Source organism: Rhodococcus sp. ACPA4, from assembly GCF_002300185.1.
In the GTDB taxonomy this organism is placed as follows: Bacteria; Actinomycetota; Actinomycetes; order Mycobacteriales; family Mycobacteriaceae; genus Rhodococcus_F; species Rhodococcus_F globerula.
The window spans coordinates 558514-582411 of the sequence record NZ_NSDY01000001.1 but is presented as its reverse complement, the minus strand read 5'-3'; the positions used below and the strand labels follow the sequence as shown (position 1 = coordinate 582411).

Sequence of the window (23898 nt, the reverse complement as noted above, 5' to 3'; positions counted from 1 at the left end):
TGGGTGGTGTTCAATAGCGCGTGTAGTGCTGCATGCTCACATGCTCATCCGGGCAGATGCATTTTCGGTCAAGATTCCGCTCCGAGGTCACACCGCAGAATCGAATTCCGAGGGGATCGTGGGATTCCAGACTGTGCCCACAAGCCGGACAGGACGGCGTCGAATCTGCCGATCCTTGCGCCTGATGCGCGGCAGGTGACTGGGAAACGTCGACAGAATTCGACACATCGGTCGGGTTCGAGGCCATGGCGGTTCTCCATTCTCGACCATTCAACTTCCGGCCGATGTGGATGCCGAGGACGACGTGGCGTGACGGCACACATTCGATTTGCCCTCGGCATCCTCCACGCTACCCGCTTCGGTCTCGGCGTCGTCCCCTACCGGTCTAAGCCACTCGCTTAGCGGTACGCCCGCCGAATTCCAGCATCACAGCGCGTCCGGTGTCGTCGGTGACAAAGCGTCCCAACGCCCGAGTGGTGTCCGCACGAGCGGCGAAGTTGTTGTCGTTGACGAAGGCAATCGGGATCGCCGGCGGCCAGACGATGTCCTCGTACTCGCCGAGGTCCTTTGCGCTACCCATCCGGATGCCGATTCCCCCGTCACCAGGGGCGACCGTCATTGTCAGCGAACCCGCCTGATACTTGCCCAGGACCGCGTCGACCGCGGCGGGGGTGAGGTCGACCAGGTCGAGCGAAACGGGCGTTGGCAGTTCCGCGATGTTGCTCATGCACCAATCGACAATTTTCTTGGCGATTCCTCCACCGAGTGCATTGGTCAGAACGGTGATGGCGAAGTTCCTCTCCGGCACCGTCATGAACTCGGAGACCTGGAGATTGCTGACGTTGCCGCCGTGCCGGACGACCTGTGTGCTGCCGTATCTGGTCAGCAGCCACCCCAGACCGACCTCTTCGAACATCATCGCCGCCGGCCGCTGCGGTGCCTGCATCAGCAACCGTGTGGACTCGTCGAGCGGCTGTCCCTCGCCGGGGTGTTCGCCCGAAAGTGCGTAGCGCGCCCAGACCAGTTGATCCCGCACCGAGGACCACATTCCGCCGCAGGGCGTCATGCCGCGGTCGAGCCCGGTTTCATTGGAAACAAACGGGACACCGTCGCGAATGTAATGGCCGAGCGCAAACCGATGAGTCATCACATCCCAGGGCAGGAAGGCCGAATCCTTCATGTCGAGAGGTTCCAGGACTCGCTGTGTGACCAACTCTTCGAAAGTCAGCCCGCTTATCTTGGCCACGACGTGTCCGGCGAGCACAAAACCGGAGTTACTGTACGAGAAGACCTCACCGACCGGGAATTCTTGTCGTAGCTCCTTCAGTCGCGAAACCGAGCGAATCAGTGCGTCTTCGCCCCAGCCTGCAGAAAGGCTGGCGTCGCCGGTGAATCCTCCGGCGTGGGTGAGGAGGTGGCGCATGGTGACTGTACGGGTGGCTTCTTCGTCGGCGAGGACAAGCTCGGGTACGTATTCGACCACCGGGGTGTCGAGGTCGAGCAAGCCGTCCTCGACGAGCGTCATGGCAGCAGTCGAGACGAAAACCTTTGTGGTGGAGCCGATCATGAACATGGTCTTGTCGGTGACCGGAAGTTGTGTCTCGACGCTCTCGATACCGCTGGTGACGACGATGTCCTTGTCACCGTGCACGATACCGACCGATACGCCGGGGATGTTCGCCTCGACCCTCCACTGGTCGACAAGTTCCTGCAACTGTTCTTGCATCTTTGATTCCTCGATTTCGCCGGCGTTCTGTATTGCTGCTTCTTCGGTCGGTGTGAGTCGGCTTACTGGTAGAGATGCGACGCAGATCCGTTGAGTGCCTTACCGCTTCATGCTACCTCCGTGAAAAAGCTTGGGCCCGAGCGATAATCGATTGGACGCGACTGAGTTACCGACTGCTATTCTCGACGGTCGGCGTGATGCGTGTCTCGGCCGATTCACAAAAATACCAAGCCACTTTTTGTTCTGGGCCACCAAACCCGAATCGTCATCAACCGCCAGACCCCGTAATCAACTGTGGTTCAAACTTTTCCGGCCCGTATGGTATCGACACCGAAGGTGCCAGTGCGAGCGGGCGACCCTTCATTCCGTGTTGTCGACATTCATGTTTCCATCTCACCAGCCGTCTCACCGCTACACATCGGCTTGCGGTGCAGAGTTACTCAGCCTGAAGTACGCAATCGTGTAATCCTCAAGTACCGTCGGCCGGGTTTGGTGGGACCGGACGAAATATGGCTTGATTTTCTTGAGGATCGACCGAGACACGCGTCACGCCGATCGTGGAGATTTAGCAGTCAGTAAGCCAACCCGCGTTCAACCGATTCACTCGGACCCGCGCTCTTTCACGGAGGTACTATGAAACACCGGTCCTATCCAACACTTGCGGCAGCCGCCGGGCTCGCGCTCGTGTTGTCCGCTTGTGGCTCAGGAAGCACCACTGCAGGCGGCTCCGGTGGCGATCCCGTCACGGACGGTACGTTCCGGTTCGGACTTCAGGCGGATCCCGGCTCACTCAACCCGATCATGGCAGCTTCGACGGCCACGGCGGAGATCTCGAAGCTGGCGTACGACTACCTGGTCTTCCAGGACCCCGAAACCAGCGTCGTCGGACCGTGGCTTGCCGAGAAGTGGGAAGAGACGCCCACGTCGGCGACCTTCACCATTCGTGACGGGGTGACCTGTACGGACGGGTCCACCCTGACCGCCCAGACCGTCGCCGACAACGTCAACTTTGTCGCGGACCCCGCCAACGGCTCGCAGATGCGCGGAACCACCGTTCCGTCGACTGCAACGGCCACGGCAGACGTCGCGACCCGCACAGTCACGGTGACCACCCCGGCGGCCAGCCCGTTCCTGCTGCTGAACCTCGCCAGGTTGCCCATCGTCTGCGACGGCGCATTGAAGGACCCGACTGCCGCGAACAAGGCTTCGCTCGGTACCGGCATGTTCAAGGTCACGGAGGTCGTTCCCAACAACCACTACACGTTCGAACGCCGCGACGGCTACAACTGGGGTCCGGACGACACCACCTCGGAGACACCGGGTGTCCCCAAGACGGTCATCGCGTCCATGATTCCGAACGTGAGCACCGCAGCCAACCAGCTGCTGAACGGCGAAATCAACGCCGTGGCGATCTCCGGACCGGACAAGGCCCGTGTCGACTCCGCCAACCTGACAGTCGTCGAGCGTCCGGTTCCGGCCGGTCAGATGTACTTCAACCACCTGGCCGGTAACCCGACCAGCGACCCTGCCGTGCGTAAGGCTCTGGTTCAGGCCGTCGATCTCGACGACATCACCCAGGTTCTCACCGCTGGTAACGGAGTCCGTGCAACCAGCTTCGTCGCCCTCGAACCCCGCGCCTGCATCTACAACTCGGTGGACGGCAACCTGCCCACGTTCGACCTCGACGCTGCCAAGGCCACCCTGGACGCCGCAGGCTGGACCGCCGGATCGGACGGCAAGCGCAGCAAGGACGGAACCGCCCTCGAGCTCCGCATGTACTACGACGGCGTCGACGACTCGCGCAATGCAGCAGTCGAGATGGCACAGACCGCCTGGAATGCTCTCGGCGCAGTGGTCGAGGTGACCGGTGGCGATTCCAACAAGGTCATCGACGTCATGCTCAGCGGCAAGGACAACTCCGCCTGGGACATCGGCTGGATTCAGATCAACAACACCCTGCCCAGTGCGTTCACCGGCTTCTTCGCCGGACCGGTTCCGGCAGCGGGCAAGAACTTCTCCGACATCAGCAACGCCGCATACGAAGCAGGCGCAACCGAGGCCTCTAACCTGACCGGCGACGCAGCGTGTGATGCCTGGGCAGCCGCCGAGTCCGAAATCGTCGAGTCGGTCGACGCCGTTCCGTTCGCGAACTCGGTCAACAACACCTATTTCTCCAAGTCGGGACTCGCATTCGGTAAGACCTACATCGGGTCCGCACTGCGCGTCTACCAGTAGGCCGATTCACCGTCCCAGCATCCCGCCCCTCGGAAAGACAGCCCATGAGTCAAACAATTGAAGCCGCGACACCACACGCGGCACCGTCGGCTCGAAAGAAGTTATTCGAGTCCGACAGCTGGCCCGCGTACCTTCTGCGCCGCCTCGGCACGTTCGTGGTCTCACTCTGGGCGCTGGTGACGGCTGCCTTCTTGATGCTCCAGCTGATTCCGGGCGATCCCGTCCGGTTGGCATTGGGACTGAACGCCCCGGTCGAGCTTGTCGAGTCGACCAGATCTCAACTCGGATACGACCTTCCGCTCTACCAGCAGTACTTCCGCTTCATCGGTGGTCTGCTCAGTGGCAATCCAGGTGACTCGATCACCTTGAGGACTCCGGTCCTCGAGGTGATCGGGACCCGGTTGCCCGCCACACTCGAACTGGCTTTCCTCACGGTCATCACCGTGCTGGTCATCGGCATCCCGCTCGGGCTCATTTTCGCGGCGCTGACGCGAGGTGGCCGACGCCGCGGAGTCGAAATCGGTTACACCGCAACGTCGGGCACCATCGCCGTCATTCCGGAGTTCATGTTCGGTACGGCATTGGTCTACCTGTTCGCCGTCACGTTCCCGATCCTTCCGGTCGCCGGACGAGGCGGGCCGGAAAGCTATATCCTGCCGGTTGCTGCCATGTCCATCGGCACCATCGCCTCCATGTCGCGGATCGTGCGCGCCGAGGCTCTCAGCGTGCTCGACATGGACTACATCCGAACGGCACGCGCCAAGCGGATGTCCGCAGCGCGCATGTACTTCCGTCACGCGATGCCCAACCTCCTGACCTCCACGCTGACGCTGGCCGGTCTCCTGCTGGGTGGCCTCATAGCCGGAACCGTGCTCATCGAAAGCATCTTCGCTTGGCCGGGAATGGGATTGGCCTTGGTCAAGGCCATCACCGAGAAGGACTATCCACTCGCCCAGACACTGGTCGTGATCTACGGCAGCATCGTCCTCTTCATCAATTTCATCGTCGACGTGGTGCTCGCTCTGATCGACCCACGATCCACCATCCGGGAGAACTGAGTGAGCACCTCACCTACGGTCGAAACGGCCGCAACGACGCCTCCTCGTCGGCACTGGCTGGTCCAGACTTTCCGCACTCCCCTGGGAATATTGGCTCTCACCTTTCTGACCGGGCTGATCGCACTGGTGATCTTCGGACCGATCATCTGGGGCGACGCCGCCGTCGTCGCCAATCCCAAGGCACTCTCCCAGGGGCCGAGTTCCGAGCACATCTTCGGAACCGACGCCGGTGGACGAGATGTCTTCGCCCGCACCATGACTGCTGCCCGGTTGTCCGTCCTCATGGCGCTGAGCGCCGTAGGCCTCGGCGTCGCATTGGGCTTGTTCCTCGGAACACTCCCGCTGCTCGCTCCCCGCTGGATCGGCCGGTTCGTCGTGGCGTTCCTCAACTTCGCCATCGCCTTCCCCGGTCTACTCCTGGCCATCTTCCTACTGGTCGTGCTCGGACAGGGCTCCGGCAGCGCCGTGATAGCGATCGGTCTCGCCATGGCGTCACCGTTCGCCCGACTGACCTACGCACTGTCTTCCTCGGTGAACGGCCGCGACTTCATCGATGCCGCACGCATCCTCGGAGTCACCAAGCCCGGCTTGCTGTTTCGGCACATACTTCCCAACATTCGTGAACCCCTCATCGTCAACGCCAGCATCTCCGTCGGCAGCGGACTGGTCGTCTTCGCCGGTCTGTCTTTCCTCGGCCTGGGTATCCAGCCGCCGTCCTTCGACTGGGGCCGCATGCTCAACGAAGGCCTGTCGAAGATCTTCGTCAACCCCGCCACCGCACTGGCGCCCGGCATCGCCGTCGTGCTCTCCGGTCTGACCTTTACCTTGGTCGGCGAGGCCATCGCCCGCGGCGCGGGTATTCGCAGCCCGATCAGCAGCAAGCTCCCCAGATGGAACCCGATCAACACGGCCACAAGCGAGTCCCCTTCGGCTCCGGTGGACGACAACGCTGTTCTCACCGTCCGCAACATGTCCGTCGCGGTTCCTGCCGGCAACGTATGGCGTCGACCTGTCGACAACATCAGCTTCACAGTCCATCGCGGTGAAACCGTCGGGATCGTCGGCGAATCCGGTTCCGGAAAGTCGCTCAGCTGCATGGCGATCTCGCAGCTGACCGATCACCCGACGGTCGTCGACGCCGGTCTTATCGAATTCGACGGCACCGTCCTGATGAAGGACGGAAAGCGGCCGGAAGGTTCTGCCGCACGCAAGATCGCCCGCCAACTCGGAACGCGCATGTCCATGGTGTTTCAGGACCCGATGTCCTCGATGAACCCGTCCCTCAAGGTCGGGTACCAGGTCGCCGAGATCGGCTGGCTACACGAGGGAATGAGCAAGGCCGAAGCCAAGAAGGCTGCCATCGACCGTCTCACAGCGGTGAAAATCCCCGACGCTCCTCACCGCGCGAAGCAGTACCCACACGAGTTCTCCGGCGGTATGCGTCAGCGCGCCATGATCGCCATGGGTTTGATGGGCAAGCCTGCATTGATCATCGCGGACGAACCCACCACCGCACTCGACGTCACCGTCCAGCGTGAGGTTCTGGGACTGCTGCACGAGGTTCGCGAAGAGACCGGTGCCGCAATCCTTCTCATCTCGCACGATATGGCCGTCATCACCGGAATGTGCTCGCGCGTCCTGGTCATGTTCGCCGGAAACATCGTCGAGGACATCTCCGTGGACGATCTGGTCGCCGGACGCTCACAGCACCCCTACACCCGCGCGCTGATCGCCGCGGTTCCCACCATGACCACCGACCGCGACAAGCCGCTCGCCACAGTCGACGAAGTCTGGCAGGTCGAGAGCCTCGGCACCATGACGAGCACCGCAGATGCCGAATTGCAAGAACTGGTTGCCGCTGCAGAGGAGATCCGATGAGCAGGCTGGAATTTCGCGACGTCAACGTCCATCTCGGCAACGGCACCAAACGATTCCACGCCGTCAAGAACGTCGACCTCGACATCCCTTCGGGATCGATAGTCGGACTGGTGGGCGAATCCGGTTCTGGAAAGTCCACTCTGGCACGGGCAACGGTCGGTCTGGCCGAGCCGAGTTCCGGTCAGATTCTCCTCGACGGTGTCGACGTCGCCCATGCCCGTGGGGCGACGGCACGCTTACGCCACACAATCCAGATGGTATTCCAGGATCCGTACTCCTGCCTGGACCCCCGCATGACAATCGGCCAGTCCCTGGCCGAGGCGCTGCGATCCACCGAACGCCGCGACCGCGTGCGTCGTAGCCGCAGCGACCGGGCTGTCGAAGTCGCTCGACTGCTCAGCACGGTCCAACTCCCGGAGGAGAAGGCGTACGACTACCCGTCCTCGTTGTCGGGTGGTCAGCGCCAGCGTGTGGCGCTGGCAAGGGCACTCGCTGCTGCGCCGTCCGTGTTGCTTGCCGACGAGATCACCTCAGCCCTTGACGTGTCCGTGCAGGGCGCAGTCCTGAATCTCTTGGTAGATCTACAGAAACAGCTAGGTCTGACGGTTCTCTTCGTCAGCCATAATCTTGCAGTGATCCGCTACGTCTGTGACCACGTCGCAGTCATGCTCGGCGGCGAGATCGTCGAGCACGGACCGATTCTCGACGTGATCGATTCTCCTCGAGAGGCATACACGGCCAAGCTGTTGTCTGCGATTCCGCAATTCGGAGAGCCGATGTTCCGATGACACACTCGATCCGGCCGGCTTCACCCGGCGCCGGTGCGCCCGCGCTCTCCCCTGCGATTGAATTTCGAGAACTGGTCGACAATCGCGAAATAGAGAATCTCTCTGCAGTTTTCGACGACATCTGGGCCACCAGTCCTGGACCGGCCCATTTCGGCACAGCGATGCTGGTTGCCCTTCACCACGGCGGACATTACGTAGTGGGAGCCTTTTCCGGCGACAACATGATCGGCGGATGCGTCGGATTCTTTGTCGAGCCACTCGGCGAGGTTCTGCACTCGCACATCGCGGGGGTTCTACCGGGCTTCGCAGGCAAGGGAATCGGCCGTGCACTGAAGCATCACCAGCGGGACTGGTGCATCGAGCGCGGAGTCCGAACGATCCGGTGGACTTTCGACCCCCTCGTCGCACGGAACGCCTACTTCAACATCGCGCGCCTCGGTGCCGAACCGGCCGAATACAATCCGGATTTCTACGGATCGATGGCCGACGGAATCAATGCCGGCGATGCCAGCGATCGCATGCTGGTGAGTTGGGACCTCGACGCCGAATCTGCTCCGAGTTCTACTGTGGCCGTTGATGATATCTTCACAGTGCTCCAACCCGCCGAGGACAATACACCTCGGATGCTCCCGATCCCGCCCGGCTGCGTCGACATCGCAGTGGGAATACCTCGGGACATAGAGCATCTGAGAACGGTCGACCGCGCCTGCGCCTTCGCCTGGCGCCATGCGCTGCGCGAGCACCTCGAACCACTCATCGCGTCGAAAGAATGGCAATCGACCGGCTTCGACCCCAGCGGCTACTACACGTTCACGAAAATCTGCGAGACAACCGGAGAAGAGCAAATCCATGCACATTGAGTCCGTCGAATTGCGCGAACTGCGCATCCCTCTCGTCTCCCCTTTCACGACGTCCTTCAGCACCCAACTCGAACGCAACACACTCGTTCTGAAGGTGAGCGGCACCACCGAGGGCCCAAACGGTGCGGTCTCGACTGTCGGCTGGGGCGAGTGCGGTTCGCTGAGCGATCCGTTCTACAACTCGGAGTACACCGCCGGTGCGCGTGCGATGCTGCGCGAGTATCTTGTTCCGACGCTGCGTAAATCGCAGACGGATCAGCCGCTCTCGGCCGAGACTGTCGGCAACGTGCTTCACCCCGTCGTGGGCCACCAGATGTCCAAGTCGGCCATCGAAATGGCGATCCTCGACGCGGAATTGCGTGCTCGCGGACAGTCTTTCGCCCGCTACCTCGGTGCCACGCGTACGCGAGTTCCCTCCGGAGTATCCGTCGGTATTCAGGACAGCATTCCGCAGTTGCTCGATACCGTCGGCGATTATCTGTCGCAGGGCTACGTGCGAATCAAGCTGAAGATCAAGCCGGGCTGGGACATCGCTCCCGTGGCCGCGGTGCGCAAGGAGTTCGGCTACGACGTCCCATTGCAGGTCGACGCGAACGCCGCGTACACCCTCGTGGACTCCCAACTACTGCGCCGACTGGACGAATTCGCGCTACTCCTCATCGAACAGCCGCTGGCCGAGGACGATCTGGTGCAGCACGCGAAGCTCGCGCAAACGCTATCGACTCCGATCTGCCTCGACGAGTCGGTCGAGTCCGCCAAGGATGCAGCGGATGCGATCACGCTCGGCGCCGCTTCGGTCATCAACATCAAGCCGAGCCGTGTCGGCGGGTACCTGGAAGCCAAGCGCATCCACGATCTCGCCTCCGCTCACGGTATTGCGGTGTGGTGCGGTGGAATGCTCGAAACGGGGATCGGCCGCGCAGCCAACACCGCTCTCGCTGCCCTGGACGGCTTCACGCTCCCCGGCGACATCTCGGCGTCGGATCGCTTCTACAAAGAAGACATCACCGAACCGTTTGTCATCGAGGACGGCCACATCGCCGTGCCGCAGGGACCCGGCTTCGGCGTGACTCCGCGTGAGGACGTCATGGAGCGCTTCACCGTCGCCACCGAGATTCTGTAAGCTCCGCACATTCAAACAGCCGCCTCCACTGTCATCCAGTGGAGGCGGCTGTTTCAATCTGCGCCGGTGACTGCGGGTGAGCCTAGTTAAGTTCGTCCATGAACGTCGTGAAGTGTTCGGCGATCTCCTTCGATTTGGTGTGGTGCAGGTAGTGGTCCCCGTCCAGCAGCACCAACTCACCATGATCGACAGAGGCTGCCTGCCCTTCGTGGAGCGCTGTCCAACTCTGGACCTTCGAATTCTGTACCGCAAACAACAGAATCGGAAGGTCGGCCGGGAACGTCTTGCCCATCGACGCAGCGAAGTTGCTGGAAAGATGGTCCATCTCGTTGAGGTAGGTGTCGCTGAAGTTGTTCTTCGCGATCAGACGGCTCATTTCGTCCTTCTCCGCGTCATCGAGGTACGCGTCTGATTCTTCGTTACCCGCAAACTTCGCCAGAACGTCGGAGAAGCCCAATTGCTTTGCAACCCTGAATGCTCCGATCGGAAACTTCGTGTCCATGTTCGGCTGCCCGGGGACGCTGCTGTCGATTCCCACAAAAGTGGTGACCTCGTCGCGGTACTTCGCGGTGTAGTCCAGAGCATAGATTCCTGTGATGGAGTGCCCCATCAGGACGTATTCGTCAATCCCCAAAGCCTGCACAGCGGCATGTATTTCTTCGACGATGTTCTCCGTGGTGCGGTCCTTGTCCGTTGCGTCGCTGTATCCATAGCCGAAGGGTTCGATCGCAACAACCCGGTAGTTGGGCGCGAGTTCGTCGATCAGCGGCTTGAAGTCGAGAATCGGTGCGGACGTTCCGAACCCGGGTAGAAGCACGATGGTCCGATCGCCATTTCCACGGATCGAGACGCTCATGTTCTTTCCGTCGACGGACACGAACTGATTGCCCCCTTCCCCACTCGGGACGTTTGCCTTGCTGGAACCGAGGTTGAACACGAGCGCAATGGATACAACTACAACCAGAACAACGGACACCGAAGCAAGAGCTCTCAGTGCAACAGTACGAATCTTCTTCATTCTCATCCTCATCTTCTTTGGCGTCGCTACAGCTAGGATAGGTTTGACAGCGAGGCCACACTGGTCTCGTCGAGTACACGCAACACGTTGTTGCCCATCAGCTTTGCCAAATCTTCGGCAGACCAACCGCGCTCGGCGAGACGATCGATCAATACTGCGAATCCCGATACATCGTGCATGCCGTCCGGAAAGTCGTCGAATCCATCGTAATCACTGCCCAATCCGATGTGATCGATTCCGGCAACCTTCCTGGCATGTTCGACGTGATCTGCGAGATGGTCGACCGTCACCGCCGGCCGATCGCCGACGCGTCCACCCGTGAACCATTCGTTGTACTCGGCCGAAAGGAACATGGGGACAAAGGCGATCATGATCACGCCGCCGTTGGCAGCGAGCAACCGCATGACGTCGTCGGGAACGTTGCGTGGGTGCCCGCATAGCTGTGAGCAGGACGAATGACTGAAAATCACCGGCGCTGACGACGCCTCGACGGCATCACGCATGGTTTCCACCGAAACGTGCGACAGGTCGACGAGCACGCCGAGCCGGTTCATTTCTCGCACGATCTCCCGGCCGAAGTCGGTGAGACCGCCGTGAACTCGCGAATCCGTCGCGGAGTCCGCCCAGCCGGTGTTGTCGTTGTGCGTGAGAGTCATGTACCGAAGACCAAGGCGCGCCATCATTCTCAGGACGCCGAGCGAACTTCCGATGCTGTGGCCACCTTCCGCACCCAACAAGGATGCGACCTTGCCCGCGCTCCAGATACGACGCACGTCGTCACCGGTTCGCGCGAATTCGAATGTATCCGGATACCGCTCGATCATCCGGTACACGTAGTCGATCTGTTCGAGGGTGTACTGAACTGCCTCGGGTTCGGTCATGTCGCACGGTGCGTACACCGACCAGAACTGCGCACCCACACCCCCGCGCCCGAGCTTGTCGATGTCTGTTTGGAAGATGGAATCCTTCTCGAGATTCTCCACCGAATAGCCTGCGATCTGACGAGCCGTCCAGGCCAGATCGTTGTGACCGTCGATGACCGGGGCAAGACCGTAAGCATCGAGTGCAGCAGGATGATTCACATCTGGAAAGGGAGCGAGAGGTTTCAGCACGAGTTCTCCTGGATAAAGTAGTGTGGGCAGGTCGAGGGCCCTCATCGCCCTCAACCTGCCCGAAATTTCATTCAGCGGAGAGAATCACCTCACCACGGCTATTCCGGGATTTTCTTGAAAAGCCTTGTCATGTAGAGATATTCCTCACCATCGATCGTGAGATGAGCCATCTCGCCCGAGGCACTTTCACTGCTGATCGCAAACCGTGAAACAGACAACGGCACGACCTTGGTGGGCGGGGACGGGGGCTCACCGTCGATCTCGACCTTGGCGAAGCTCTGGACCTGGAAGCCACCGTCATCGCCGCGCGTGAGTTCGATTCGCACGGTGGTCGATTCATAGGTCCCGAGAATGGGCGACAGATCTATGCCGGCAGCATCCCGTTCGGACTTCGGCTCGGGCAGAACAAGATCGAATTCCTGAGCGATCTCTTTCTCGATCTCGTGAGCCAGAGCTCCGCCGCCGCGCGAATTCGTGACGACCGCCATGGCCAGGCCGAGCTCGGGAAACGTGTGGAATCGGGTGATCTGGCCGATCGTCGCGCCGCCGTGCTGCGCGGACGTGACTCCGCCCCAGTCGGACAGAATCCAACCCAGACCCCAGGCCTGATCGACGCTCGACACCGCTGTCAGGTCGAACTGCGGGGTCCGCATCAAACGCGCCGATTCTTCGGACAGGATGCGCTCGCCCGTCAGAGCCAGGCCGTCACGCATGTGTGCAGCACCGAAGCTCAGCAGAGAGCTGACGGATCCGAGGATGATGCCGGCCGGTCCGATGCCGCGAGGGAGCAGCCACTGCTTCGTCGGAACCACCGTGTCCGGTGAAGTCCGATCCGGGTTGCCCACGTGGCCGACGGCGGTGCGGAACAGCGGGGCGTCCTTGGCCTTGGTGATGATGTGCGTCAATCCGAGTGGCTTCCAGAGGTATTCGACCAACGCCTCGTCCCACGTCATCTCACGTAGAACCTCGACGATGCGGCCGGCCACTGAGAAACCTGCGTTGCTGTAACTCAGATGTCCGCCCGGCTTGGTCACGCTGATCGCGGTCGCGAGTTCGTCGACGTATTTCTCGACGCAGTCGTCACCGTCGCCGGTGTCGTTGAACAGGTCTCCGTCGATACCGCTGGTATGCGTCAGCAACTGGCGGATCGTGATTTCCTTCGTGTTGGACGGGTCCGCGATCGTGAACTCCGGAAGAACCTCCACCACAAGGGTGTCCAGCGTGAGCTTGCCCTCGTCGACGAGCTGCATGATCAGCGTTGTCGTCCAGATCTTGGTCGCGGATCCGTACTGGAACAGGGTGTCGGCATCCACCTCGACGCGGGTGTTCAAGCTGGTCAGCCCGGTGGTGATCACGCGGATATCCGCAGTTCCGTCGTCAGACAGCGCGATCACTCCCGCTTGAGCGCCCGGCACCGCATGCTTCTCGGCCAGTTCGTCGAGTCGTGCCTGCCACTTCGGGGCGACAAGTAGGTCCTTGGGCAATTCGGTCACTGGTCGAACTCCTTCGCTCATGAAGTCAATGGCATGGATGCGATCCACCTTGTGGTGCAGAACGTCTCGCAAAATCGGTCCTGCTCCACCAGCTCACTCTTCGAGGTGCGAGGCAAGCGGAAGGTAAAACCATCAGTCGATGATCTCAGCGCGGCTGCAATTTCGTCCTGGCCGATTGCACTGAACATGCACCCGAAAATGGTGCGATTCGACGACCCTCGAGTGCCGCAGGGTTCGTCGTCGTGCAAGCATCTACGAGAGTCCGTCGCCGTCGATTTCGAAAACGAACTCGACCTCGACGGCGCAACCTCGAGGCAGTTCGGCCAACCCGACCGCGGACCGTGCGTGCCGACCGGCACCACCGAAAACGTCGAGGAGCAGGTCGGAGGCGCCGTTGATGACTTGCGGTTGCAGCGTGAACCCGGGACCGGACGCAACAAAGCCGACGATCTTCACGACGCGGACGACCCGATCGAGGCCGACGAGCATGTCGACCGCGGCGAGTCCGTTGAGTGCACACAGTCGCGCAGCCGCGGCGGCGTCCTCGACCGATACGTCCACGCCCAGCTTTCCGGTACAGGTGCTGACGCCATCCACCAATGGCAACTGCCCCGATGTATAGACCAGGTTCCCGGCACGCACAGCAGGCACGTATGCACCCGCCGGTGTCGCGACCGGCGGCAGGGATAGGTCGAGATCTCGCAGGCGGTCTGTCCAGGTCGTTGTGCCGGTCATCGGGCTACCTCTCGTTCGAGCTGTATCGGCGAATTACTCTCGGAGTCAGATGATCCCGGGAGGATGTGCGGGTTGAGCATGCCTGCTGGATCCAGCGCAGTCCGGATCGAGGCCATGAGGTCGAGGTCGACATCGCTCCGCCCGAGGGCGATCCAGCGGGCCTTCGCGCGGCCCACTCCGTGCTCGGCACTGATGCTGCCGTCGTGTTGGGTGACCAAGCGAAGCACGAAGTCGGTGACGGCATCTCGTTGATCGCCGGTGACGTCGAGCAGATTGACATGGATGTTGCCGTCGGCGATGTGCCCGAAGCAAATCGGGGTGACACCGGGGAAAGAGATGGCAAGCCCTGCGGTCAAGGCCTCGAGGAAGGGTTCTATTTCTCGCAGCGGCGTCGCGATGTCCAACTTCACTGGTGGAGTAGACGATTCGGCGCTGACCGATTCGGTGTGACTTTCACGGTACTGCCAGAGCTTTGTTGCCGGTCCGGTCTCGACGACGGCGCCCTGCACCATACCTTCAGCTTCAGCGAGCACCCCGAGCAGGAGTGACTGCGCTTGCGTCGGTCCGGAGACCTCGACGAGTACGTAGAACGGTGCATCCGCGTCGAGCGGCGGTCGCAAGTGCCGATGCTTCCGGACCAGCCCGATACCTGCGCGAGTCATCAACTCGGCAGCTTCGAGCGTGAGTCCCGCGCGCTCGAGCCTATGGATCAGTTCCAGACCGGCACCCACCGATTCGACCCCGGCCATCACTACCTGTGTGTGAGCAGCCGGAACCACCAGACGCATCAGGACCCGGGTGACGACGGCGAGGGTACCTTCGGCGCCGGCCAGCAGACCCGGCAGGTCATAGCCGACGTTGTCCTTGGTCAAGGCCTTCCAACGCGAGAGCACCCGGCCGTCGGACAGAACAGCTTCGACGCCGAGCAACCGTGATCGAGTGTTGCCGTACTTGATCATTCGCACGCCGCCCGCGTTGGTGGAGACAATCCCTCCGAGCGTCGCAGAATCACGTGAGGCCAGGTCGACACCGAGGTCCAACCCGTGTTCGCGGACGGCCCGCTGCGCCTGCGCGATCGTGACACCGGCGCCGGCTGCCAGCGTGCGACCGACCTCGTCGATTTCCTCGATGACGGCGAGGCGGGTCGTGCTGAGCACCACCTCACCGCGCATCGGCACCGACCCACCGACCAGCCCGGTGTTGCCGCCTTGCGGCACGACGGCGACGCCGGCGCGGTGACAACAGGCGAGGACCGCGGAGACTTGTCCAGTGTCGGCGGGCCTGACCACAGCAGTGGTAGCGCCGTGCCAGTGCCCCGTCCAGTCGGTGACATATCCCGCGACAGTGTCGCGATCTGTCAAGACGTGCGCCGGCCCGACAATGCGGGCGAGTTCGTCGACGAGCGTCGTGGTCGATGCGATCACGCTGCGCTCCTCTCGAGCAGGCGGCCGCCGCGGTGGCCGGTGAGGTCTCCGCCGCTCACAGTCGGTATGCCGTTCACGAACACGTCACGTACACCGCGGGCGAGCTGCCACGGTGCGTCGAAGGTCGAGGTGTCCTCGATCGTGTTCGGGTCGAGGATCACCACGTCGGCAGCCATGGAAGGCGCAAGGAGGCCGCGGTCGGTCACCCTGATTCGGGATGCCGGCAGCGATGTCATTTTCCGGATCGCGTCCTCGAGCGTCAGAGTGCGCTCGTCGCGGACATACCGGCCGAGTACTCGCGCGAAGGTGCCGAAGCTGCGTGGATGCGGGCGGCCGGGACCGGCCGGGGCGAGCATCGCGCCATCGCTGGCGACGGATACCTGTGGATGTGCCAGCACCGACCGCATGTCATCCTCGCTCATCGCGTGGTTGACGATGCTCACCGAACCCTGATGTGCGGCAAGTACATCGAGAGCAGCATCAGCGGCGTCGGTACCGCGGTCCGCGCCGATCTCGGATAGCGAGTGTCCGATGTAACGGTGGAACTCTCCGCTAGGCAGAGCCGCGATCACGACGCCGTCCGGGTCGATATCTCGGCCGAACCTGGACCTCAACTCGTCCGCAATGCGTATCCGGATCTCGGGGTCCGCCAGCCGTTCAAGCAGCGCCGAGAGGCCGCCGTCGACGGCCCATCTCGCAAGCCTCGAGGACAGGTCCGTGCTCGACGCGGTGTACGGATAAACATCTGCGGTGACGTCCACTCCGCGTATCCGGGCTTGATCCATCAGTTCCAGGGCGCGGTTCACCGTCCCCCAGTTCTCCGGTCCCATCGCCTTGAGATGCGAAATCTGCAGACGTGCGCCGGCCCGCTCCGCGGTCTCGATGGCTTCCTCTACCGCAGCGGCCAATTCCGACGTTTCGTTGCGCATGTGCGTCGAGTACAACAGTCCCGCCGTCGCGGCGACTGCCACCAGAGTGCACAGTTCGTCGGACTGGGCAAAAAGGCCAGGGATATAGATGAGGCCGGTCGAGAACCCGACGACGCCGGGCGCCGTCGCAGATTCGGTAATGATCGCGCACATCTGCTCGAGTTCCGCCGTCGTCGGAGGCCGATCCTCGTTGCCGATCACAGCAACCCGCAGTGTGTTGTGCCCTAATTGTAAGCCCACATTGACAGCCGGTCGTGCTGCGGTGACTGCGTCCCCGAATCCGTACGCGTCGGGCCACTGCGCCCCTGCCTGTCCGCTGTCGTGCGCCGGGAACGGTGACAGTCCGCAATTTCCGGTGACGAGCGTCGTGACGCCCTGTGCCAGTTGCGTTTCGGCGCCGGGGTGACCAAGTACGGTGAAGTCGGCGTGCGAGTGTAGGTCGATAAAGCCGGGAGCCACAATGCATCCGGTCGCGTCGATGGTCTCGGTAGCCGGGAACGGACCCGGACCGATCGCCGCGATCCGATCGCCGACGATGGCCACGTCCGCCGTGCGTCGTGGTGATCCGGTTCCGTCGACAACCGTTCCCCCGGTTATCGCGAAGTCGTAGTCCATGATATTTCCTATCGTGTTTCGATGACCATGATCAGCAGGTACACGTGGGAGTGTTCTGGCATGTGGGGTCCTCGAGGGCTTCGGCCCGTCCGATTTCGACAGCGTGCCGATCAGCACTCAGCATGCCTCGGCGCGCGCACACTGTCCAAGTCGCATTCCCGCTTGTTCGATCATCTTCACTTATAGTTACAGCGTGAACCTGCAGCGGGCGCGATATCTGGTGGCAATCGCGGATCACCTTAACTTCACGCGCGCGGCCGCTGAGCTACATGTTGCACAATCCGCACTGAGCCAACAGATCAAAGTCCTCGAACGTGAGCTCGGCGTAGTGCTCTTCGATCGGCGAGGGCCCAGAATCAGCCTGACGGATCCCGGAATCGTCGCGGTTCGTGAAGCCAAATTCCTGCTCGAATCAGCCGACCGAGCCGTCGAACGGATCCGAGCCTCAGCGCTCGGGTCCGAGGGTGAACTGCGCATCGCGCACACGCGATCATGGGCCGGCGGGGCAGTTGCACTGGCCGTCAACCAATTTCGCGCCAGATACCCAAAGGTCGCGATTACCGAGCATCGCGGCTATACCACCCGGAATACGGCGCTTGCCACCGACGGGGCTGTGGACATCGCGGTGGTGCGGCCGCCTCTTGACCAGTCGAAGCTGACGGTTCGCATTGTGGACCGTGAGCGACTCCTGCTCGCGGTACCGTCCGGGCATCCACTCGCCGCACGCGACGTCGTCGAACTGGCACAGCTTGCGGACGAGCCGGTGGTGTTCTGGCCCCGGGCGAACGGACCAGGCATGTACGACGCCATCGTCGAAATGTTCTGGCCCACAAGGGCACCGAACGTGGTCAGACGCGAGGCCGATGACGAGCAGGTACTTCACGCGGTAGCGGCCGGCGTCGGGGTAGCGCCGATGCCCGCCGGACGCGCCGCAACCTACCGGGTTCCCGGGGTTCATATGTGCGAGATCGACGGACCGGCAATGTATCTGACGGTCGGTCTCGCGTTTCGAGCCGACAACCCGAACCTCGCGCTCCGGCTTTTCCTCGAAGTAGTGGACCAGATAGTGGATCACCACTGAATCCAGTGCCAACCTTCGTCGATTCACACAAGACCAGGCTTCGGGATCTCACTATCCTCAGATCTACGGACACCGACGAAAGGCCCCTCGAATGACCGACACTGCCACCCACGTTGACAGCGCACAGCAGGAGATCGCTGCTGTTCTGGCCGAAGCGAAGACCGACGCGTTCGTGCACGTACGTGACATCGATTCCGGCCAAGAGTTCGGCTACGGCGCTGACGACGGTGTCATCCTCGCCTCCGTCTTCAAGATTCCCGTCGTCCTCGAGTACGCCCGCGCCGTAGCGGCCGGAACCCTCGATCCGACCGAGCACGCCACAGTGACGGCCGAGTTCCGCTCGGGCGGCATCGGTATCGGCGGCTGCGCCGACGACGTCACCGCCAGCTGGCGAGACCTCGCTCTGCTCATGATGAGCTTCAGCGACAACGCCGCCACCGACTTCATCTACAACCGACTCGGGCTCGACAACATCGTATCTACGCTGCGTAGTCTGGGTCTGGAGAAGACCAACTTGGTTCGCGACTGCCGCGGCCTGTTCAAGACGGTCTACGAAGATCTCGGAGTCGACGCTGGCACCCTGCTCGAATACCCCGAGATCGAAATTCTTCGGACGATTTCCGTCATGGATCCGTCCCGCACCAATTCCAGTACTCCTCGCGAGATCACACAGTTGCTGGCTGCAATCTGGCGCGACGAAGCCGGCCCCGCATCCGCCTGTGACGAGGTCCGAACGATCATGAGCAAGCAGGTCTGGCCGCACCGACTTTCTTCCGGTTTCCCCGACGAGGTCACTGTCGCCGCCAAGACCGGCACCCTGGGATTGGTACGAAACGAAGCCGGTGTCGTGACGTACCCGGACGGCAAGCGTTACGCCGTCGGTGTCTTCACCAAATCCCACGAACTCACCAAACGGGCACCGAAAATCGACGCCTCGATCGGAACCGTCGGCCGCATCGCTGTCGAAGCACTCCGCAACAACAGCTGACCAGAATCCGCTGACAAAAAAATGCGGGTCGCGCTGAAAGATCAGCGCGACCCGCATTTTTCGGCTTTCGAGCTACCGCGGCCCACGCAGTCGAAGGTGCACCATCAGCCGGAAGCGCACGTTCGGATCATCGAGATCCAGTGCCGCCATACTCTTCACCTTACTGAGCCGGTACCGAAATGTGTTGGGATGCACATGCAATGATGCGGCCGCGTCACCGACATCCCCGAAGGCGTTGAGCCACGCATCGAGAGTGTCGACAAACGAGGTCGCATGAGCAGCGTCGTGACTGGCGATTGCCTCGATCGGCCCGAGGTCCGAAAACCCTTCGGCTGCGACCTCCGACGCGATCTCCAACAGAATGGCATCAACGTGGACACTGCTGAAGGTGGCGACACTGCCGGACGCTCGTCCCGCCAACAACACTTCGAGTGCGTGCTCGGCATCGCGCTTCGATCGGCTCAACTGAGCCGGTCTGGTCACGACCCGACCGATCCCGATAATCGTATCGCCGGACGCTCCGGTGCGGTCCAGGAAATCCGAGGCCACACGAGACGCCTGCAACTCGGCTTCTGCCGGGGAGTGCCCGCGAACGGACAGCACCGCGTAGCCGGTTCCGTTGACCAGGGCAGCCGCCGACTGCGAGTGAACGGCACCGAGGTGCATCGCCAGAGCGTCAGTCAGTCGCACGATATGGGCGGCGTCATCCGGCTTCGATGACCCCTCGAAAGACCTTCGGCCCAAAGCCATTACGAGCGTAGGACCAGTGCCGAGGCCGAGCCGATTCATCGCGTCGACGGCACCGGCCCCTCCGTCGAGTAGGGTCGCGATCAGGTCTGCGCGCAGTCGCCGCTCGGCGTCGGCGCCGCCGCGCAACCGCAACATCTGCAACGCGATCATCCCTGCCGAATCGAGCAACGCGCGCGTTCGGTCTTCCGACAACGGCGCGACCAGTGCCACCCACATGGAGCCGAGGAACTCGTCGCCGGCCCGAATGGACACTGCGATGCGTCCCATTTTGGTACCGAGGGTCTCCGCCGGCACCCACACCGGATCGTCGCTTCGATAGAGCCGGTCGAATACCCCGGCCTCTTCGAGCACTCGAATGTACTGGTCTGGGACCTGCCGTTCCAGAACGGTCGCGATACGCGGACCGTCACCTTCCTCCTGACGACCGGAGAACGCTATGACCCGTGAGCTTCTGTCTTCGATCGTGATCGGCGCGTCCAGGAGTGCGCTGACCGCGTTGGCAAACGCAAACAGATCCCCAGCCGGGCCACCTCCGCGAGAATGTATGTGGCCGACTTCGTTACGAGCTTCCAGCACCGAATGCAGCAGGCTTGTCAACTGAACCCACGAGACTCCTCTGGCCAGCGCCAACACGACGACACCCGTGGATTCGATGGTCTCCCGGTCCACAGAGCTCAGGTCGGAGCTGACACGCGCGACCACCACCGCTACGCCACGCTCGGCCAGATCGACGACGGATTCCGCGATACGTTCACCGCCACTGATCCCGACGAGCAATACCATCGAGTCCGAGGTCGACGGCGAATCGTCTTCGGGATCGTGAATGACGACGGACGCAACCTCGTCCATCGACTGCGGATCACCGACAACCGCGTTCAGCACCGTGGTTCCCACGTCTTCGAGAAGCCGCACCAAACTGATGCGAGGTCGCACGGTGCCCACGTCCATCACTCCTTCGTCCTGTGAACGAAGTGTGTCATACGGTCCGACGCCGATACCTGAGCCTCCCGGAAGACCTCGGCCTCCCGCAACGCCTGGGCCTCCCAGACCCTTCACGAAGCAACCTCCACTGTCGCCTTGACGAATTCTGATCCCGGCGCACGATCCAGCACGTACTTCCCGCTCCGGGTGACGGCAACTACCACCCCGTTCTCGGCGAGCACGCCGCCGAGAGCGTCGCGGACAGCCAGTCGCCAATCGTTCGCCACCGTCGGGTCCGAATTACGCAGTGCATAAACGTCATTCGGCGTAGCCACGGTGACAAATCGATTCTCGGTCGCTTTCATCACGGGCAGACCGGCTTCCGAGACGGACAGCAGTTCGCTCGCTCCCAAGGACTCAGGAGTCGGAACCTCGCCGGCACCGGAGACGACATCCGAGACCTTGCTACTGCCGATTTCCCAGTCGATCAGCAACCTGTCGCTGTCGGCGCCGCCGTTGAGACCGTCGTTCATCGGCGCGTAGAAACGCGGCAGATACTGGATCGGGAGCGCACCGAGTTTCGAGACGTTGAAGTAGGCATTGCGCGCGACGAGGGGATCGAAAGTCCACCGCACGTGGAGAATCCCCCGTTCCAGCGCCCACGCCCGCTGGAACAGTTTCAGTGCAAGACCAATATGACCGTTCTGGACAGTCGGGAGGATCCCCGTGATGTGAGAGTGCAACGAACGGTGCTGCGGTTCCTCGAAGAATGCGACCGACGCACCGATCAGGTCTCCACCACGAAAAGCGCCGGCTACGTAATTACCGGAGTGCGCGAGTGCCTGCATCATGTCCCGGTGCACGGGCGGATTTCCGCTCTCCGGCTGCCATACCTTCTCGAACAGGTCGAAAACCTGTTCCAACTTGGCATGCCCTGTAACGGTTTCGATAGTCACACGCGCAAGCACAGCGGCATGTTCGGCTTGGCTGATATTCGGCGATGTCATCGTCACAGTCCTCCCTCCAGGACTCGAGTCACCAAACCGGCCAACAACGCGGCGCGCGGGATCATCTGATCTATCTCTACGTGTTCGTTTGCCGCGTGGGCGCCACCGCCGACGGCACCGAGGCCGTCCAACGTGGGGGTTCCGACTGCAGCGGTGAAGTTTCCGTCCGAGGCACCGCCGACCGCGCAGTCGCGCAACATCCCCAGCCCGTTCTCGCTACTGATCTGATGGGCGAGGAAGTACAGCTTCTCCGACGACGAGGCCTCGAGGGGACCCCGGTTGGGTCCTCCGGTCACCGAGATCCGGCTTTCGGCCAGTACTGGCACCAGCTCGCGAACCGAACGATCGATGCGTTCCTGTTCCTTCGCGGACCACATCCGAACGTCGCACCACAGTTGCGCTTGCGCTGCAACAGTATTGGTGGTGGTGCCACCACTGATGACCGACGGGACCACTGACGTTCCCACCGCCGGATCCGCGAGTTCCGCCACGGCCAGAATCTGATGCGCGAGTTCCATGACAGCGTTCACACCCCGCTCGGGTTCCAGGCCTGCGTGCGCAGCGCGTCCCTCGATAGTGATGCAGTAGAGCGACATGCCCTTTCGCGCTGTCTTCACCGCGCCGTCGGCGGCGGCTTCGAGGACCAGCACCGCCTCGACCTGGCGCGCGTGCTCCTCGATCAGGGCGCGCGAAGTCGGGGAGCCGATTTCTTCGTCGGAGTTGAGGAGCACGACTACGCCGTCGAGCGACGGGAGAGATGCGAGCGCATGAAAAAGCTGAACGATGCCGGCCTTCATGTCGAAGACTCCGGGTCCGGTGGCGATGTTGTCGGTGACGGACCAGGGCAGTTCGGTGAGTGTCCCGAGCGGCCACACGGTATCGAAATGCCCGAGGAGCATCACCTTCGGCTCCGGGCCGAATACCCACCGCAAGTGCTGCCGTCCGTCGATACGGATGCGTTCCGGCGCACTTCCGAGATGGCGTTCCCCGATCTCGGCAACCACATCCGCACAGGCGTCGACCGCCGCGAGATCTGAACTGGGTGACTCGGCGATCACCAAAGCGGCCAAGTCCGCCACCATTGTCTTCTTGTCCACTCTCAGGTACTCCTGTCACTGACGTCGACTACTCCCGTCAAGCTTGGCCGAACCGACTACCGCAGATCTTGTCCAGGACTACTGTCCTTCCGACTCGAATTCGTCGTACGCCACCAATTGCTTCCCCGACGGACATCGGCGAATCAGGTTCGATTGGCAACCGTCACAATCGGCTTGACCCCGACTGCGGCCAATCGTGAGTTGACAGTGATCAATCCGAGTATGTCGTCGACACTGCCCAGAGTGTGCGCGATGGTACGGTCCGCGGTCCTCCTCGAACCGGGAACAGCCTCCGCAAGCTCGGCAGCCGTAGTCGTGGGGTGAACGATCTCGAGCGTCCATTCATCCTGGAGCGCTACGGGTTTCAGCGTGTCGGCCTTGCGCACCGCACGTTCCGCTCCTGCCCTGATGTGCTCGCACGCGAGCGACGGAGGCAGCGAGTTTGCAGCCGACCATCCATGCGCCTTCTTCACCTCTACGGTCTCTGTCGTCGGCGACGCTGCGTCCACCAGGGCGCAGATGATGTCGTCGCCGGTTACCAGACCTACCGGAACACCTTGCGTCGCCGCGTACAGAGTGTTGACATCGGTCTCCGACACCGACTTACCGTCGAGTCGAACGTCGGCGAACAAACTCGAGAAAGTATGCGCCAGGACGCCGGGCCCACCCGCAGGCGCGTGATAGCCCACAAAAAGTGCAATGTCATGATCCGACGTCAGACCCTCGGCCATGCACTGCAACTTCGGAGACCCGAAAATCACCCGAGCTCGAGGATCCAGATCAGCATGAAGCAGGTTGTCCATCGTTCCATGGCTGTCATTGACCAGGACGCTCGTCGCGCCGCCGTCGAACGCACCGGCAATTGCAGCATTCGTCTCGGCGGTCATGAGCGCCTGCGCCCGCGGATACCCGCCACCGCCGCGAACCGTCTGATCGAGAGTCGCGATACCCGCGATACCCTCCATGTCCACCGAAATATAGACGTGCATCAGTGCCCTCCATCGAATCTGTTCCAGCCGTGTTGGTCGTTCCACCTCACCTTCACATTCGTGCGTGTCAG

20 protein-coding genes are annotated in these 23898 nt (G+C 62.0%); 8 read left to right on the top strand and 12 right to left on the bottom strand.

Annotated elements, in window-relative coordinates; genetic code table 11:
- Positions 1-10: 10 nt before the first annotated feature.
- Positions 11-247: an RGCVC family protein gene (locus CJ178_RS33040; RefSeq protein WP_072782492.1), complete on the bottom strand. Its 237-nt coding sequence runs from the start codon at positions 245-247 to the stop codon at positions 11-13.
- Between the two features lie 138 nt (positions 248-385).
- Complete coding sequence (locus CJ178_RS02620; protein WP_095886050.1) at positions 386-1726, bottom strand: serine hydrolase domain-containing protein; 1341 nt, start codon at positions 1724-1726, stop codon at positions 386-388.
- A gap of 633 nt (positions 1727-2359) precedes the next feature.
- Here CJ178_RS02620 and CJ178_RS02615 point away from each other — a divergent pair.
- The 6 genes from CJ178_RS02615 to menC are packed head-to-tail and all read left to right on the top strand — an operon-like array spanning position 2360 to position 9668.
- The gene (locus CJ178_RS02615; protein ID WP_095886049.1) at positions 2360-3961 is read left to right on the top strand and encodes an ABC transporter substrate-binding protein; all 1602 of its coding nucleotides are present in this window, start codon (positions 2360-2362) and stop codon (positions 3959-3961) included.
- 44 nt (positions 3962-4005) lie between these two features.
- Complete coding sequence (locus CJ178_RS02610; protein WP_095886048.1) at positions 4006-5019, top strand: ABC transporter permease; 1014 nt, start codon at positions 4006-4008, stop codon at positions 5017-5019.
- Positions 5020-6897, top strand: coding sequence for a dipeptide/oligopeptide/nickel ABC transporter permease/ATP-binding protein (locus CJ178_RS02605; protein ID WP_239654717.1), 1878 nt, complete (start codon positions 5020-5022; stop codon positions 6895-6897).
- Complete coding sequence (locus CJ178_RS02600; RefSeq protein ID WP_045067342.1) at positions 6894-7685, top strand: ABC transporter ATP-binding protein; 792 nt, start codon at positions 6894-6896, stop codon at positions 7683-7685. The genes CJ178_RS02605 and CJ178_RS02600 overlap by 4 nt, the downstream gene beginning before the upstream one ends.
- Positions 7682-8545, top strand: a complete 864-nt coding sequence (locus tag CJ178_RS02595) for a GNAT family N-acetyltransferase (protein ID WP_095886047.1) — start codon at positions 7682-7684, stop codon at positions 8543-8545. Before CJ178_RS02600 ends, CJ178_RS02595 begins: the two co-directional genes overlap by 4 nt.
- Positions 8535-9668 (top strand): o-succinylbenzoate synthase, encoded by a 1134-nt coding sequence (gene menC / locus CJ178_RS02590; RefSeq protein ID WP_095886046.1) that lies wholly within the window; start codon positions 8535-8537, stop codon positions 9666-9668. The genes CJ178_RS02595 and menC overlap by 11 nt, the downstream gene beginning before the upstream one ends.
- A gap of 82 nt (positions 9669-9750) precedes the next feature.
- Here the strand turns inward: menC and CJ178_RS02585 are convergent, their stop codons facing one another.
- The 6 genes from CJ178_RS02585 to CJ178_RS02560 form a co-directional block, all read right to left on the bottom strand.
- Positions 9751-10686, bottom strand: coding sequence for an alpha/beta fold hydrolase (locus tag CJ178_RS02585; RefSeq protein ID WP_095886045.1), 936 nt, complete (start codon positions 10684-10686; stop codon positions 9751-9753).
- Positions 10687-10718: 32 nt separating this feature from the next.
- Positions 10719-11798, bottom strand: coding sequence for a dipeptidase (locus CJ178_RS02580; protein WP_095886044.1), 1080 nt, complete (start codon positions 11796-11798; stop codon positions 10719-10721).
- A gap of 98 nt (positions 11799-11896) precedes the next feature.
- Positions 11897-13291 (bottom strand): serine hydrolase domain-containing protein, encoded by a 1395-nt coding sequence (locus CJ178_RS02575; RefSeq protein WP_257012983.1) that lies wholly within the window; start codon positions 13289-13291, stop codon positions 11897-11899.
- Positions 13292-13543: 252 nt separating this feature from the next.
- The gene (locus tag CJ178_RS02570; RefSeq protein ID WP_095886043.1) at positions 13544-14026 is read right to left on the bottom strand and encodes a RidA family protein; all 483 of its coding nucleotides are present in this window, start codon (positions 14024-14026) and stop codon (positions 13544-13546) included.
- Positions 14023-15450: an FAD-binding oxidoreductase gene (locus tag CJ178_RS02565; protein ID WP_257012982.1), complete on the bottom strand. Its 1428-nt coding sequence runs from the start codon at positions 15448-15450 to the stop codon at positions 14023-14025. The genes CJ178_RS02570 and CJ178_RS02565 overlap by 4 nt, the downstream gene beginning before the upstream one ends.
- Complete coding sequence (locus tag CJ178_RS02560; protein WP_095886042.1) at positions 15447-16994, bottom strand: N-acyl-D-amino-acid deacylase family protein; 1548 nt, start codon at positions 16992-16994, stop codon at positions 15447-15449. The genes CJ178_RS02565 and CJ178_RS02560 overlap by 4 nt, the downstream gene beginning before the upstream one ends.
- A gap of 193 nt (positions 16995-17187) precedes the next feature.
- Here CJ178_RS02560 and CJ178_RS02555 point away from each other — a divergent pair, with 193 nt between their 5' ends.
- The gene (locus CJ178_RS02555; RefSeq protein WP_095886041.1) at positions 17188-18075 is read left to right on the top strand and encodes a LysR family transcriptional regulator; all 888 of its coding nucleotides are present in this window, start codon (positions 17188-17190) and stop codon (positions 18073-18075) included.
- A 91-nt stretch (positions 18076-18166) separates the two neighbouring features.
- Entirely contained in the window at positions 18167-19063 is an 897-nt protein-coding gene (locus CJ178_RS02550) for a serine hydrolase (protein WP_095886040.1), read from the top strand.
- Between the two features lie 72 nt (positions 19064-19135).
- On the opposite strand, the gene CJ178_RS02545 is transcribed toward CJ178_RS02550, so the two are convergent.
- The 4 genes from CJ178_RS02545 to CJ178_RS02530 all read right to left on the bottom strand — a co-directional run bounded on the left by CJ178_RS02545 (position 19136) and on the right by CJ178_RS02530 (position 23827).
- Entirely contained in the window at positions 19136-20869 is a 1734-nt protein-coding gene (locus tag CJ178_RS02545) for a PucR family transcriptional regulator (protein ID WP_257012981.1), read from the bottom strand.
- Positions 20866-21741, bottom strand: a complete 876-nt coding sequence (locus CJ178_RS02540) for a GNAT family N-acetyltransferase (protein WP_143547490.1) — start codon at positions 21739-21741, stop codon at positions 20866-20868. The genes CJ178_RS02545 and CJ178_RS02540 overlap by 4 nt, the downstream gene beginning before the upstream one ends.
- A gap of 2 nt (positions 21742-21743) precedes the next feature.
- Positions 21744-22838, bottom strand: a complete 1095-nt coding sequence (locus CJ178_RS02535; protein WP_095886039.1) for a M20 family metallopeptidase — start codon at positions 22836-22838, stop codon at positions 21744-21746.
- Positions 22839-22981: 143 nt separating this feature from the next.
- The gene (locus CJ178_RS02530; RefSeq protein WP_095886038.1) at positions 22982-23827 is read right to left on the bottom strand and encodes a M55 family metallopeptidase; all 846 of its coding nucleotides are present in this window, start codon (positions 23825-23827) and stop codon (positions 22982-22984) included.
- Between the last annotated feature and the right edge of the window lie 71 nt (positions 23828-23898).